Here is a 14,436-nt window from a genome sequence, read left to right on the forward strand (position 1 = left end):
CAGCTCTCTCGACGGGATTCGTGGGCGATTCACCGACCCAACGGGAATCGATGGCGTCCGACTATTCGAATCCGCCCATCATTCCGCCCATGCCGAAACTGGAGAGCATCCCCGAAACGAGTCCCCAGGCGGCTAGAACGAAGCCGATGACGACGAGACCCATTCCGGCGGCGATAATGACGCTCTTGATAGCGATGACGCTGATTCCGGCGAGGAGGACCAATAACCCCGCGATACCTTTCGCACCGAGTTTGTCGAACATAGGCCGGATTGCGTCTGCCACTGCCTTAAAACCGACAGTTGGCGAGACGAGCGTTACAGCGCCGCCTCCACGACGTACCCCCACCGCTCGACGTCGCGTTCGACACGTGCGACCGAAGCCACGGACGGCGGATTTAAAGGTATACCACACGAACGTGGGGACGAGACATGAGTGACAGCAGTGGACGGAAAAACCTCCGAATGCCGGACGACGACGAGGTATTCGCCACAGTCACAAACATGCTCGGTGCCAACCGGGTGAAAGTGCGCTGTGCCGATGGCAAGGAACGAACCGCTCGAATCCCCGGAAAGATGCAAAAACGCGTCTGGATTCGGGAGGACGACATCGTGCTCGTCGAACCGTGGGACTGGCAGGACGAGAAGGCGGACATCACGTGGCGCTACGACAAGCAACAGGCCGACCAACTTCGACGCGAAGGTCACATCAACTGATTCGGCGGCGGACGTTTTGGTCGGACAGTGTACCGAGAGCGATCGCTGCAGCGGTTTTCAGCGTCGTCTGCTACCACACTCCAATCGGAAATCGCGGCCGTTTCCGTGCTTGGGTTAAATACTCGATTCCTTGTGACGTGTATGTCCGAACAACTCGCTGCCGAAGACGTCGCACACGACGCGGAGTTTCCCGAACTCGTCGAAGGACTGCGAACCCGCCGCTCGGGTCACAACTTCGACCCGGAGGAGGACATCTCCGACGAGACGCTCGAAGCGCTCATCGAGGACGCGGCGATCGCGCCGTCCTCGTACAACCTCCAACCCTGGGAGTTCGTCGTCGTCCAAGACGAGGAGCGACTGGACGAAGTGGTCAAACTCGCCTACGGCCAGGAACACATTCGCGATGCGGGGACGGCCATCCTCGTCGTCGGCCACACGAACGCCAAGACGGCGGACCGCGTGTTCGAGGATTGGGTCGACGCGGGCCGCATGGACGAGGAAACCGCCCAGCAGACGAAGGCACAGACGGCCGAGATGTACGACGACGACGGAATGGGTCGGGACTACGCGATTCGGAACGCCAGTCTCGCCGCCGAGAATCTCATGCTTTCCGCACACGCGCGCGGCCTGACCGCGACGCCGATGATAGGCTTCGACCAGGAAGGAATCGCGGAGTTCCTCGGCCTGCCCGACGACGAGATTCCCGTGATGTTGCTCGCGGTCGGACCGAGCGGCGGCGAGGAACCGGACCGACTGCCGCGTCGGTCCGCGGACGAAATTCTGCACCGCGAATCCTACTAACCGAACGGGCCACCCTTTTACGGTTCCTCCACATAGTCGGGAGTAGATGAACGAGGAGTACGGATTGCTCGACCCGGACAACGCGGACGCCCCCGGCGACGAGTGGGAGGAGATAGACGTCTCCGACACCGAAGCGGACCGCATCGCACGGCGGCGTGACCGCGAGTTCAACCAGTTCAGAGAACGGATCAAGGACTCCGAGCAGTTCAAAGTCGAGCAGTCCGTCTTCGATGACGCCACGCTAGCCGCGCTGTACAAACTCGTTCAGGACGGCTACGTCCAAGCGTTCGGCGGGCCGATTTCCTCGGGCAAGGAAGCCACCGTCTACAGCGCACTGGGCGACGACAACGAACACGAGGAGGTCGCGGTCAAAATCTATCGTATCAGCGCCAGCAACTTCCGCGACATGCGGGAGTATCTCGTCGGCGACCCGCGGTTCGAAGAACTCGGTGGGGACAAAAAGCGAATTGTCCTCGCGTGGGTTCGAAAGGAGTTCGCCAACCTCGAACGCGCCCGGAAGGCGGGCGTTCGCGTTCCGGAACCCATCGCGGTCCAGCGGAACGTGCTCGTGATGGAGTTCATGGGCAACGACGGCCGTCGCGCGCCGACGCTCGCGGACGCGCGACTCGAAAACCCCCAGACCGCCTTCGAAGTCGTCCGGGAGTACATGCGACGACTGTTCGACGCGGGACTCGTCCACGGCGACCTCTCGGAGTACAACATCCTCGTCAGCGACGGCGAACTCTGCATCATCGACGTCGGACAGGCCGTCACGTTCCACCATCCGAACAGCGGCGAGTTCATGACGCGGGACTGTGCGAACGTCGCGTCGTTCTTCCGCCGACAGGGACTGGACGTGCACGGCGACGAACTCGAAGCGTGGATTCGGGAGAACGCCGAGTCGGAAGGCTGATTTTCCGCCCTCTAAGACTGTCTGTATGGGTGACATCGAGAATCGTCCGGCACGTCCGTCGGACGTGCCGGACATCCGCCGCGTGGCGAGGAGCGGGTGGTTCGACGCGTACGCTGATTTCCTTTCGACGGCGGTCATCGAAGCCGAACTCTCGACGTGGTACACGCCAGATGCCGTCGAGGCCGCGGTCACGGACCCTACCCGTCCGTATTTCGTCGCGGTGGACGGGGACACCGTTGTCGGCTATTCGAAAGGGGTCGCCGACACGCCGATCGCCGACCTCTCGACCCTGTACGTCTCGCCGGACTGTCAGCAAGGCGGCGTCGGAACTCGACTCCTCGAAATCGTCTCCGATGAACTCGAATCCCGTGGTGCAACGACGCTCGAACTGACCGTCTTCGCCGAAAACGACGGCGCAATCGGGTTTTACGAAGCACGCGGATTCGAACGCGTCGGCGAGCAAATCTCGGAACTCGAAGCGGGAAGCGCCCCGGAGTACGTCTATCGGACGGAACTCGACCCGTAACAGCCGGTGAGACAGCCACTTGAAACAGCCGGTGAGGCAACCACCGTTGTCCCCCTTTCCCCACCGGAAAATCTCCGATTTTCCGGGCCGAGGAATCCCCGAACGCGCGTCGAAGACGCGCTGGAGGGGATGACGCTGGCTTTTGATCCACTTTTGCAAGGGAGGAAGGCCGAAAGCGACGCCGCTCGGCGTCGCTTTCGGCTCCCGACCGCAGGAAAAGGTGGAAGGGCTTAAACGGCCTCACGTGGTAGAATTCGTATGAAGCACGTGACGATTCCGCAGGACAGGATTGGTGTTCTCATCGGCCAAGGTGGTGAGACGATGCGCGAAATCGAAAGCCGTGCAGAGGTGCGTCTCGATATCGACTCGGACGACGGGTCCGTTCGCGTCGAGCAGACCGGCGACCCCGTTCGTGGATTGAAAGCGCCGGAAATCGTCAAGGCTATCGGACGAGGATTCTCGCCCGAAGAGGCCCTCGTCCTCCTCGACGATGACCTGATGCTGTTCGACCTCCTGGATATCGAAGCCGCCGCACGGAACAAGAACGACCTCCAGCGCCAGAAGGGCCGTCTCATCGGTGAGAACGGCAGAACGCGGCAGTTGATGGAGGAACTGACGGGCGCGAATGTGGTTATCTACGGCACGACGCTCGGTATCATCGGCCAACCACAACAGGTCGAGGCCGTCCGAAGCGCCGCCGAGATGCTCCTCGACGGCGCGCCACACGGGTCGGTGTACTCCTTCCTCGAACGCAAACGCAACGAGATGAAGCGACAAGGAATGGAATACCACCAGTTCAGCGGATAACGACCTCCTTTTTCACATATAAACGCTCTGTGTTACTTTGTGCCACTCGCCCGCGAGAGTCCTGTGTGGCACGTTCTCACTGCGCCAAGAAAAGATTTATATAGAATCGCAATCAACGAACGTGATGACTATGTCACAGCCAATGGGCAACCAGCCGCTTATCGTTCTTTCCGAGGACAGCCAGCGAACCTCCGGACGGGACGCACAGTCGATGAACATCACCGCCGGAAAGGCGGTCGCAGAGGCCGTACGTACCACACTCGGCCCGAAAGGGATGGACAAGATGCTCGTCGATTCGATGGGCGACGTCGTCGTCACGAACGACGGAGTAACCATCCTCAAGGAGATGGACATCGAGCACCCGGCGGCGAACATGATCGTCGAAGTCGCCCAGACGCAGGAGGACGAAGTTGGCGACGGAACGACCAGCGCCGTCGTCGTCGCGGGTGAACTCCTTCAGAAGGCAGAGGACCTCCTCGAACAGGACATCCACGCCACGACCCTCGCACAGGGATACCGACAGGCCGCCGAGAAGGCGAAGGAAGTCCTCGAAGACAACGCCATCGAGGTCGACGCGGACGACACCGAATACCTCGAAAAGATCGCCTCGACGGCGATGACCGGCAAGGGCGCGGAAAACGCCAAGGACCACCTCGCCAACCTCGTCGTTAACGCCGTGCAGAGCGTCGCCGACGAAGATGACGTCGACACGGACAACATCAAAGTCGAGAAGGTCGTCGGTGGCACCATCGACAACTCCGAACTCGTCGACGGCGTCATCATCGACAAGGAGCGCGTCCACGACAACATGCCGTACTTCGCCGAGGACGCCGACGTGGCCCTCGTCGACGGTGCGCTCGAAATCGCGGAGACGGAGATCGACGCGGAAGTCAACGTCACCGACCCCGACCAACTCCAGCAGTTCCTCGACCAAGAGGAAAAACAGCTCCGTGACATGGTGGATTCCTTGGTCGATGTCGGCGCCGACGTCGTCTTCGTCGACGGCGGTATCGACGACATGGCCCAGCACTTCCTCGCGCAGGAAGGCATCCTCGCCGTCCGCCGCGCGAAATCCAGCGACATGCAGAAACTGGCTCGCGCGACCGGCGCGACCCTCGTCAACAGCGTCGACGACATCACGGAAGACGACCTCGGGTTCGCCGGAAGCGTCGCACAGAAGGACGTCGGCGGCGACCAGCGCATCTTCGTCGAGGAAGTCGAAGAAGCGAAATCCGTCAGCCTCATCCTCCGCGGCGGCACGGAACACGTCGTCGATGAGGTCGAGCGCGCAATCGAGGACAGCCTCGGTGTCGTTCGCGTCACGCTCGAAGACGGCAAAGTGCTCCCCGGCGGCGGTGCCCCCGAGACGGAACTCGCGCTCGCCCTGCGCGACTACGCCGACAGCGTGGGAGGCCGCGAACAGTTGGCCGTCGAAGCGTTTGCCGACACGCTCGAAGTCATCCCGCGCACCCTCGCGGAGAACGCTGGACTCGACCCCATCGACTCGCTCGTGGACCTCCGCAGCAAACACGACGGCGGCGAGGAGAGCGCCGGACTCGACGCGTACACCGGCGACATCGTGGACATGAAAGACGACGGCGTCGTCGAACCCCTCCGTGTGAAGACCCAAGCGGTCGAGAGCGCGACGGAAGCGGCCGTCATGCTCCTCCGCATCGACGACGTTATCGCGGCCGGTGACCTCTCCGGCGGCAAGGTCGGCGACGACGATGACGAAGGCGGCGCGCCCGGCGGTGCCCCCGGCGGCATGGGCGGCATGGGCGGAATGGGTGGCATGGGCGGCGCAATGTAAATTTCGACGAAAGGAGAAATTTCATTGCACGGCCGAGGTTCCCTCGGCCAAGGCTATGTAAGAGAGGTTTCGAAGAAACCTCTACCGTCGAGCGGGCGAAGCCCGCGAGACGGCCCGCTTACCCACTCCAACCGACGAACCGTCTTCGAGAGAAACGCCGTTTTAACCGTTATTTTTCGTGCATCGAGTCGTACCGCTCCGCCAGCAGCAGGTATGGTTCGATGGCATCCGCGTGTTCTTCGAGCGTAACGCGGTCGCCCTCGATACCTACCATCCCCGAATCTTCGAGTTTCGGGAGGTGACTGTGGTGAAGTTGGGCGAACACGCGCCGTTGGTCGGTATCCGACTGTTGGTCGGAAATCCGCTCGGCGAGGGTCGGTACGGTGAGCGATGGTCCGTGTTCGATGAGTTGCCGAAGCACGAGTCGTCGGCGCGAACTCGCCAGTGTGGAGAAGATGACGGACGGTGCGGGCGTGTCGATGTTGTCTAAGGTGGGCATCCGTGGGGTCCTACGATTGGTGGAAATCCGTCGTTACGGTTATGTTTCGAGTCACGAAACTCGTACCCGGAAATATGTGCTCGAACCAAACTGAATGTTGGCCTTATATTTCAGGCAGTTTATTTCATGACTGATCTCGTTTCTCGAGAACGGTGTTCTCGACGAGGCGGGACTGTGCCCGTCGCAATCGCTCGGAAACCGACTGTTTGCTGATGTTCAGCGTCGAACTCAACTTCGAGAGCGTGGCGTCGCGCGGCACTTCGAAGTAGCCCGACTCGTAGGCCGATACGAGCGCTTCGCGCTGTGGCTCCGTGAGGTGAAACGCCGATTCGCTGTCACCCGGCGTGTACAAGCGCTCGAGGGAAAATGCGATGTCGTTTCGGCTGCAGAACTGCTGAAACTCGACCAGTGCGGTCCGTTCGGGGAAGCGGACTCGCCGCGTCCACGTCCCGTTCGCGCCGTGACCCGCCATCGGAACGGCACCGAGCTTCTGGTAGGCCGGATACACCGGGAACAGCGTCTCCCGATTCATCCGAAGTCGATACAGCTTTCGAACGTCTAACTCCTCGACGATAGAGTGCGATTCTATCGTCGGGTCGTGGTGAAGCGCGTCGTCGAACGCGTCGAAGTCTCCGCCCGTCGCCCAGACGATGAGGAGCGCGGTTTCCGACGAACTCGCCATCTGCTGTTCGAGTTCGACGGTCATCCCCGGAACCGCTTCGAGCGTCGCTGTCAGTACGAGGTCCGGTGCACTGATGGTGAACTCCGCGATGACGCTCATGACCGAGGCGACTCACCCCGGGGTTAAGTAGTATTGGTCGTTTACTCGTCCTCGTCGAGTTTGAACTGTTCGTGCTCGCTCGCGGCGTTGAGCACGACGCTCGTGTTGCTCTCCTTGATGTCCGGGTCGATGAGCAGTTTCTTGATCTGCTTGTTCATCCCGTCCGTATCGGTGAACTTCCCGATGGCGATGATGTCGTAATCTCCGGTCACCTCGTATACGCTTATCATCTGGTCGTGGTCCTGCAGCCGTTCGGTCACTTCCGGGAGCGCGTTCCCCTCGACTTTCAGCTGGACGACCGCTGTCACGTCGTATCCCAGCGCGTCGTAATCGACGCGCGGGGAGTAGCCTCGAATGACACCCTGTTCTTCGAGATGGGTCAGGTGATTCGAGATGGTCGTAACCGAGACGTCCAGTTTCTCCGCCAGGCTTCGAAGGCTCGCTCGACCGTCGCCGAGTAGTTCGTTTACGAGCTTCGCATCGAGATTTTCGTACGTCATTACACCAACCAACTCACTCCACCCATTAGAATTTAACGAATATCCAATTCTGGGCGAAAATCGCACAGTTGACCAACCGATACTGTTTTAATGGTGGATGTATTTGCGTAGGGTGTCTATAAAGATGACAGACGGAAATATTGCCACTGAGGAGGATACAGGGTTATCCGCAGAGGAACAGGAAGTTTTGGACGCCATCGAGACGGAGAACGTCGATTTCGTCCGTCTCCAGTTCACCGACATCACGGGGACGGTAAAGAACGTCAGCATCCCCGCCCATCAGGTCGAAAAGGCCTTCGAAGAGGGCATCTGGTTCGACGGCTCGTCCATCGAAGGGTTCGTTCGCATTCAGGAAAGCGACATGCGCCTCGAACCCGACCCGTCGACGTTCGCCGTCCTCCCGTGGCGCTCGAACGGCGACTCCGCGAGTGCACGTCTCATCTGTGACGTCGTGAACACCGACGGAACGCCGTTCGACGGCGGTCCGCGCCAAGTGCTGAAACGCGTCCTCGCCCGGGCCGACGAGATGGGCTACACGGTCAGCATCGGACCCGAACCCGAGTTCTTCCTCTTCGAGAAGGACGAGGAGGGCAACGCGACGACCATCCCGCACGACTCCGGCGGATATTTCGACCTCGCGCCGAAGGACATGGCGAGCGACGTTCGCCGCGAAATCATCTTCACGCTGGAGGAGATGGGCTTCGAAATCGAGGCCAGCCACCACGAAGTCGCGGACGGTCAGCACGAGATCAACTTCAAGTACGAGGACGCGCTCGCGGCGGCGGACAACATCGCCACCTTCCGCGCCGTCGTCCGTGCGGTCGCCGAGCAGAACGACATCCACGCGACGTTCATGCCCAAACCAATCAGCGAGATCAACGGTTCGGGCATGCACAGCCACATCAGCCTCTTCACCGAGGAGGGCAACGCGTTCGACGACCCCGACGACGAGTTCAACCTCTCCGAGACGGCCTACAAGTTCATGGGCGGCATCCTGAACCACGCGGAGGCGTTCACCGCCGTCACGAACCCGACCGTCAACTCCTACAAGCGCCTCGTCCCCGGCTACGAAGCGCCCGTCTACGTCGCGTGGAGCGACACCAACCGCTCGGCGCTCATCCGCGTCCCCGACGCCGCCGGTGCGAGTTCGCGCTTCGAAATCCGTAGCCCCGACCCGTCGTGCAACCCCTACCTCTCGCTCGCGGCTGTCATCTCGGCCGGTCTCGACGGCATCGAGAACGACGCCGACCCCGGAAAACCCGTCCGCGAGGACATCTACGAGTTCACCGACGAGAAGCGCGAGGAGTACGGTATCACGACGCTCCCAGGTTCCCTCGACGAAGCGGTCGACGCGCTCGCGGAGGACGACGTTATCAGGGAAGGTCTCGGCGAGCACGTAGTCGAGAAGTTCATCGAGGCCAAGCGCGCGGACTACGCCGACTACCGCGTCTTCGTCTCCAACTGGGAGAAGGAGAAGTACTTGGAGAAGTTCTAACCGCCGATTTCCTTTCGACCTATTATTTTCGGATACGCGAGGATTCCACCCTGAACGACCGCGTTGATGACGAAGACGACGACGAGCGGTAGCGACGCCTTCAGTCCGATTGCCGACAACCCACCGAAGACGAGCAGTCCGACCATGCTCGACCAGCCGCCGACCGTTCCGTCCGGCGGACCGACCAGTTCCCACGTCACGAACGCGCCGACGGTTCCGCCGAGCGCGGTGACGGCATCGACGAGGCCGGTCTCTGCGAGGGCCGTTTCGACGGGCGACAACACCACCGCGACGGCGAACGCCGCGAACGCACAGAGGACTGCAAGGGCGAACGTCGCCCGCGGTCGTCGATTCAGCCCCCAGACCACGACGGCGAGGTAGGCAACTCCGACGGCGACCCCGGCGACGACATCGACCGCGAAGTGGACGCCGAGGACGAGCCGAGAGAGGCAGACGACGGCGACCATGGCACCCGCGGCCGCGAACCGCTTCCCTCGGCTCCAGCGGTCGAGCGACAGCGCGAGGAGGAACCAGAACACGGTCGAACCGATAGCGTGACCGCTCGGGAAGCCGTACCCCGTCGCCTCGACGAAACGGACCGCATCCGGGGGTCGTGCCAGCGCGAAGAATCCCTTCAGCGCGAGCGTCAACGAGAGCGCCCCCAGCGTCGCGCCGATGAGGAACCCGAACGTGTCGCGGTCGTCGCTGTACCAGTAGAGGAGCGCGCCGAGGAGGAAGAACAGCCACGCGTCTCCGAGTTGCGTGACGACGGAGAACGCCTCCTGTACCCAGTGTGGCAACGTCCTGTGGAGGAATTGAACGACGCCCCAACCCCGACTCATGGTTACGAGCGCCAGTCCTTAATCCGACCGCCGACGCGTCCCGGAACCCCGGCGGCGCTCACGCCGAACCCGACGAGCACCATGAGGGTGTACAGCCCCAATGTTGAAAGCCAGACGACTATCATCGCGCCGATGGCCCATCCACCGTCGAGCCATCGGAACGCGCCGAGCGTCATCACCGTCCCGTAGAGGAGGACGAGATACGGACCCCACCCGCGTGCGTGTCCGCGACGCATCCGTCTGCGGACGTACCCCTTCAGCTCCGACTCCAGCTCGGATTTCTGAACCGTGCGCTCATCGACGTCGTGCTCGAACTCCTCGAACTCGGACTGTAGCCGCTCTACGTTGCCGTGGAGTTCGAGGATGTCCGGTGCGGACTGCTCTGTATCGTCGGTCATGTCCTCTCCTTTGACTCCCTGCTGTCTTTCTGTGGTGCCTGCCACGCCTTTAGTTTTCCTGAAGTGCCGTCCCGCGAGAACGGCGTTGATGACCGCCCCGAACAGCAGGACGATACCGCCGAGATAGAGCCACGTGACCACCAACAGCGCCCCGCCGAGGACGCCGTAGGCGGAAAACTGGGCCGCCGAATCGACGTAGACGCCGAATATCGCTTGGAGGGCGGTCCACCCGAGCGTGGCGAACAGCGTCCCCGGAAGAACCTCTCGAATCGTAACGTCGGTGTCGGGGAAGAAGTAGTACAGGGGTAAGAAGACCGGAATCAGTCCGAACAGGAGCGCGACGGAGACGATGGTCCGCCTGAAGGGAACCCACGAGAGCGACGGCAGGAGGACGTTGACCACCGCGACCCCGGCGACGCCGAGCGCGATGACCGCCAGTACGACGGCGGCGTCGGTCATCGTGTCGACGAACGGTTCGGAGGCGTTCACGTTGTAGACCCGGGAGAACGCCTCGTCCAATCCGCGGAACACCCGTAACGTACTCCAGACGAGGACGAGCGACCCGACGACGGTCGCGCTCCGCCGACCGGACGCGTTCGAGAGCGAGCGTTGGACGACATCTTTCGCCTTCGGCGAGAGTAGACTCTGGACCGTCCCGACGACGGTGTTGGCGAACGCGTCGCCGCCGACGAACGACGCGATGGCGAGCGCCAACAGCAGCGTCGGGAGGATGGAGACGAACGCGTAGTACGCGATTCCCGCCGCGAGAAACGTTATCTCCTGTTCGCGCGCGTAGTCGATGGTTTCGCGTGCCGTCGTTCCGATAGTCACGACGGGTACTTCCACGAAACCAACCAAAAGCGTTGGCTACTATCGACCCCTGCTACGGTCGCGTCGCCGCTCGAATCTCGGCGACGCTGGCGGGCGTCTTGAACGTCGTCCCGCCGTAGTGGGTGCGCGAGGCGTCGTAGCCCGCGTCCCGGAGGCGCTCCAGGAACTCATCCATCCCCGAGGCCGAACGCGTCCACTCCTTGCAAAGCCGGTGTTGGTCGTAGTGGGTCGGTCGGTGGAGTTCGCCCGAGAGTTGCGTTAGAAGCTTGTTCGCCTTCTTCGCGGTTCCCATCTCCTCGGTCACGTTCTCGCTCACGGCGTCCACGAAGTCGGCGTCGTGGGTCGGACCGAGCCACACCGGACCGGCGGTGAGGACGCGGTTTCCCTCGCACGCCGGGCAGGTTTCGGGCGCGTCGGCGATGAGTTCGTACTCGTGGTCCCGGTGGAGACAGTCCTCGCAGTGATAGAGATGGCCGAGTTCGTCGATGGCTCCGTTGGCCGTCGTCGCCCCTTCGTCGAGTTCGAGGTACGTTCGGACGTAGTGGCTCGTCGCGTGCGTCAGGAGCGGCGTGACGCCCTTGTCGTAGCGGGCGGCGGTGCGGGCGAGCGCGGAGAGGAGGATTCGAACCCCCATCTCGGCGTGGTAGTCCGTGTTGCGCGGCACGGCACTGTACTTCCGGACGCCGCTGTGAAAGTGTGCACCACAGAGCGGCGCGGTGTCGGTCGCCGTCACGCAGACCAGGTCGCGCGTGTTGGCGAAGGCGGCGTCGGCGAAGGGAATCGGCGTCCCGAACGGGTCGATGTCCACCACGTCGAACACCTCCTCGTGCATGAGCGCGTTGGCGTTCCGGTGGACGACCTCCCCCGGCAGGTCGTTGCGCTCGAAGTTCTCCCGGCAGAGTTCGATGGCGTCCGGGTCGATGTCGGCACAGGTCGCGTTCCAGCCGTTCGCGGCGGCGCGGACGCCGCGAATTCCCGAGGCCGCCATGGCGTCGAGGTAGTACTCCGCCCGCGGTTCGCGGTCGCGGTACGTTCGTAGGACGGCCACCGTCAGGTCGCGGTTCAACTCCTGCACCGGATTGAAAAACACGTCGTCGATGATGGCATCCCCCTCCTGCTCGGGAACTTCCACCTCGATTCCTCCTTCGCGGACGTTCATGCGTGCCCGTCGGCGTTCCGTCCCGAAAAGGGATACGGGTTGCCGTCGCGTCGGCGGTCCGACCGCCTCCTCGCTATCGGAACGGGTTTATTTCGTCCGTCCGAACCGATGGCCCGTGCCCTCGGTTTCGAACTCCGTCTGCCGGTCGCATTCTCCCGGGGAGTGGATACCGTGAACCGCGTCGAGGAGTGGGAAACCGAACTGGCCGACGCGGGGTCGCTCACGCCCGACATCGTGGGAAGAATTCTCTCGACGCACGACGACAGGGGAAAACAGGCCATCGAAGCCGTTTCCGAACGGCGCGTCAAGGAGTACCGGGATTTCGTGGTCGTCGTCGGGTTCGAGGACGAGTACATCGTGGAGGAGGGGTGTACCTGTCGTGACAGCGAGTACAATCTCGACCCCGCCGACCCGACCGACCTGTGCTGGCACGTCCTCGCCGCCAAAATCGCCCGACACATCGACGCGATGGACCACCACGACATGTGGTACTCCGACGTACGCGAGTTCCTGTAATCCGTTTTAGCTATCGAGGCAGATGTTCACGAAGTTCTCGAGGATTCGAAGTCCCGTGTCGCCGCTCTTCTCGGGGTGGAACTGCGTGCCGAAGACGGTCCCAGACTCGTCGGCGATGACGCTCGGGAAGTCCGTGCCGTAGTCCGTCGTCGCCACGACGGCGGCGTCGTCCTCGGGGACGGCGTAGTAGGAGTGGACGAAGTAGGCGTACTCGCCGTCCACGCCGTCGACCAGTGGGTGGTCGCGCTGGACGGCGAGTTCGTTCCAGCCCATCTGTGGCACCTTCTGGTCCCCGTCGAACCTGACGTTCGTCCCCGGAATGAGGTCGAGTCCGGTAACGTCGCCCTCCCCGGCGTGCTCGGCCTCCTCGCTCGTCGTCAACAGCATCTGCATCCCGAGACAGATGCCGAACACCGGCGTCCCGCTTTCGGCGGCATCGACGAGCGCTTCGCGGTACGGTCCGGCGTTTTCCACGCCCTCACGGAACGCGCCGACACCCGGCAGAACGATGCCGTCGGCCGCGTCGAACGTCGCCGGGTCGTCGGACACCTCGACGTCCGCTCCCGCGCGTTCGAGACCCTTGACCGCGCTCCGGAGGTTGCCGAGGCCGTAATCGACCACGACGACCGACGCGGACCGTTGCTTCGCGTGCGTGTTCCCTTCCATGGGTGTGGGTTACGTCCCGGACTACAAACGGTTTCGTGTTTCCGGGAAATATGTCCGCCACATCGTGACTATGGTTACCACAAATGGCTCAAAAGCGACGAATAGGAAGATTTAACAGATAACTAACGAACGAATAACATGATTTCAGATGGTAAATCGACGCGCGTTTATAAAATCCGCGACCGCGGCGGGAATAATCGGAGTCAGTGCCGGTTGTACGAGCGATTCGAAGGGCGACGGCGCGGACGGTGAATCCACGACGCCCGGAACCGGAACGGGAACGACGACGAAGAGCGGCGAGGGCGAGACCGTCAACTTCATCCTCACACCGGCGGAGTCGTCCGTCAACGTCAAAAAGCAGTACCAGCCGTTGTTCAACTACCTCGAATCCGAAACCGGCGTCACCATCGAGTCACAGAAGGCATCGAGTTACCCGGCAGTGTTTCAGGCGCTCAAAGGCGGCCGCGGCGACCTCGCGGACGCGTCGCCCACGCTCGCCGTCGTCGGTGACGACGAGAACGTCACGGACGTCGTTGGCATCCGCGTCGCCTACGGTTCGGCGAAGTACTTCTCGCTCCTCTCGACCACGACGGACAGCGGCATCAGCAAACTGTCCGACCTCAAGGGCGAGACCGTCACGTTCGCCGACAAGCTCTCGACCAGCGGGTCGCTGTTCCCGCTCTACATGCTGAAGCAGGCCGGACTCGACATCGGCAACGCCCCGGAAGGGAAGCCCAAAGGCTTCACCGGACAGTGGGCGGGTGACCACGACACCGCTGTCAAGCAGATGATGAACCGGCCGGACGTGGCCGCCGCCGGTTCGGGTGCGTTCGTCGCCGCACCGCACATCCCGAAGGACCAGTTCCCGAAGCGGTTCAAGGACCAGTCCTCGGAGTACGACGGTGCCGGAAGCGAGGACCCCAAACTGAACCTGCTGAAGGCGTCCCAGCCCATTCCGCGTGCGCCCATCCTCGCTCGCTCGAACTGGGACTCGCCGAAACGCGAGGAGGTCCAGCAGGCGCTCATCAACGCGACCGAGGACGACCTCAAAGGCGACGCGAGCGGCGACGAGGAACTCTGGTTCACCGGTCTTCAGAAGGGCGACGCGAGCGACTACAAACCCGTTCGAGAGGTCAAAGAGGAACTCGGTTTGGAGTTCGGTAACAACTAAGCGAACT

The 14,436-nt window shown here is 62.3% G+C and carries 17 protein-coding genes; 9 read left to right on the forward strand and 8 right to left on the reverse strand.

Annotation, left to right across the window (positions count from 1 at the left end; genetic code table 11):
- Positions 1-61: 61 nt before the first annotated feature.
- A complete protein-coding gene (locus V5735_RS12635; protein ID WP_423743846.1) occupies positions 62-262 on the reverse strand; it encodes a DUF7470 family protein in 201 nt (66 codons plus the stop codon).
- Between the two features lie 167 nt (positions 263-429).
- Between V5735_RS12635 and eif1A the strand changes: the two genes are divergently transcribed.
- The 6 genes from eif1A (at position 430) to thsA (ending at position 5,571) form a co-directional block, all read left to right on the forward strand.
- Entirely contained in the window at positions 430-714 is a 285-nt protein-coding gene (eif1A, locus tag V5735_RS12640) for a translation initiation factor eIF-1A (RefSeq protein WP_069449365.1), read from the forward strand.
- A gap of 141 nt (positions 715-855) precedes the next feature.
- Positions 856-1,515, forward strand: a complete 660-nt coding sequence (locus V5735_RS12645; protein WP_423743847.1) for a nitroreductase family protein — start codon at positions 856-858, stop codon at positions 1,513-1,515.
- A gap of 46 nt (positions 1,516-1,561) precedes the next feature.
- Positions 1,562-2,428: a serine/threonine-protein kinase Rio1 gene (gene rio1, locus V5735_RS12650; RefSeq protein WP_423743848.1), complete on the forward strand. Its 867-nt coding sequence runs from the start codon at positions 1,562-1,564 to the stop codon at positions 2,426-2,428.
- 25 nt (positions 2,429-2,453) lie between these two features.
- Entirely contained in the window at positions 2,454-2,954 is a 501-nt protein-coding gene (locus V5735_RS12655) for an N-acetyltransferase family protein (RefSeq protein ID WP_423743849.1), read from the forward strand.
- Positions 2,955-3,212: 258 nt separating this feature from the next.
- On the forward strand, positions 3,213-3,761 hold the full coding sequence (locus V5735_RS12660) for a KH domain-containing protein (RefSeq protein ID WP_007976543.1): 549 nt from the start codon (positions 3,213-3,215) through the stop codon (positions 3,759-3,761).
- 142 nt (positions 3,762-3,903) lie between these two features.
- The gene (gene thsA / locus V5735_RS12665; RefSeq protein ID WP_423746027.1) at positions 3,904-5,571 is read left to right on the forward strand and encodes a thermosome subunit alpha; all 1,668 of its coding nucleotides are present in this window, start codon (positions 3,904-3,906) and stop codon (positions 5,569-5,571) included.
- Positions 5,572-5,740: 169 nt separating this feature from the next.
- On the opposite strand, the gene V5735_RS12670 is transcribed toward thsA, so the two are convergent.
- The 3 genes from V5735_RS12670 to lrp form a co-directional block, all read right to left on the reverse strand.
- Positions 5,741-6,070 carry a DUF7344 domain-containing protein gene (locus tag V5735_RS12670; protein WP_423743850.1) on the reverse strand — a complete coding sequence of 110 codons (330 nt, stop codon included), beginning with the start codon at positions 6,068-6,070 and terminating at the stop codon, positions 5,741-5,743.
- A 124-nt stretch (positions 6,071-6,194) separates the two neighbouring features.
- Positions 6,195-6,851 carry a helix-turn-helix domain-containing protein gene (locus V5735_RS12675; protein WP_423743851.1) on the reverse strand — a complete coding sequence of 219 codons (657 nt, stop codon included), beginning with the start codon at positions 6,849-6,851 and terminating at the stop codon, positions 6,195-6,197.
- 41 nt (positions 6,852-6,892) lie between these two features.
- A complete protein-coding gene (gene lrp, locus V5735_RS12680; protein WP_423743852.1) occupies positions 6,893-7,351 on the reverse strand; it encodes an HTH-type transcriptional regulator Lrp in 459 nt (152 codons plus the stop codon).
- 124 nt (positions 7,352-7,475) lie between these two features.
- Here lrp and glnA point away from each other — a divergent pair, with 124 nt between their 5' ends.
- Positions 7,476-8,846, forward strand: a complete 1,371-nt coding sequence (glnA, locus tag V5735_RS12685) for a type I glutamate--ammonia ligase (protein ID WP_423743853.1) — start codon at positions 7,476-7,478, stop codon at positions 8,844-8,846.
- Here the strand turns inward: glnA and V5735_RS12690 are convergent.
- The 3 genes from V5735_RS12690 to V5735_RS12700 are packed head-to-tail and all read right to left on the reverse strand — an operon-like array spanning position 8,843 to position 12,076.
- Entirely contained in the window at positions 8,843-9,688 is an 846-nt protein-coding gene (locus V5735_RS12690; protein WP_423743854.1) for a phosphatase PAP2 family protein, read from the reverse strand. The two genes, glnA and V5735_RS12690, sit on opposite strands and share 4 nt — an antisense overlap.
- A 2-nt stretch (positions 9,689-9,690) precedes the next feature.
- Complete coding sequence (locus tag V5735_RS12695) at positions 9,691-10,917, reverse strand: YihY/virulence factor BrkB family protein (RefSeq protein ID WP_423743855.1); 1,227 nt, start codon at positions 10,915-10,917, stop codon at positions 9,691-9,693.
- A 52-nt stretch (positions 10,918-10,969) separates the two neighbouring features.
- Positions 10,970-12,076, reverse strand: coding sequence for a tRNA (guanine(26)-N(2))-dimethyltransferase (locus tag V5735_RS12700; protein WP_423743856.1), 1,107 nt, complete (start codon positions 12,074-12,076; stop codon positions 10,970-10,972).
- 171 nt (positions 12,077-12,247) lie between these two features.
- Here V5735_RS12700 and V5735_RS12705 point away from each other — a divergent pair, with 171 nt between their 5' ends.
- Positions 12,248-12,592, forward strand: coding sequence for a hypothetical protein (locus V5735_RS12705; protein WP_026177792.1), 345 nt, complete (start codon positions 12,248-12,250; stop codon positions 12,590-12,592).
- Positions 12,593-12,598: 6 nt separating this feature from the next.
- Here V5735_RS12705 and hisH read toward each other — a convergent pair whose 3' ends face one another.
- Positions 12,599-13,258 (reverse strand): imidazole glycerol phosphate synthase subunit HisH, encoded by a 660-nt coding sequence (hisH, locus tag V5735_RS12710; protein ID WP_423743857.1) that lies wholly within the window; start codon positions 13,256-13,258, stop codon positions 12,599-12,601.
- 148 nt (positions 13,259-13,406) lie between these two features.
- Here hisH and V5735_RS12715 point away from each other — a divergent pair, with 148 nt between their 5' ends.
- Entirely contained in the window at positions 13,407-14,429 is a 1,023-nt protein-coding gene (locus tag V5735_RS12715) for a phosphate/phosphite/phosphonate ABC transporter substrate-binding protein (protein WP_423743858.1), read from the forward strand.
- The last annotated feature ends 7 nt before the right edge of the window (positions 14,430-14,436 follow it).

It is taken from the genome of Haladaptatus sp. SPP-AMP-3 (genome assembly GCF_049568665.1).
In the GTDB taxonomy this organism is placed as follows: domain Archaea; phylum Halobacteriota; class Halobacteria; order Halobacteriales; family Haladaptataceae; genus Haladaptatus; species Haladaptatus paucihalophilus.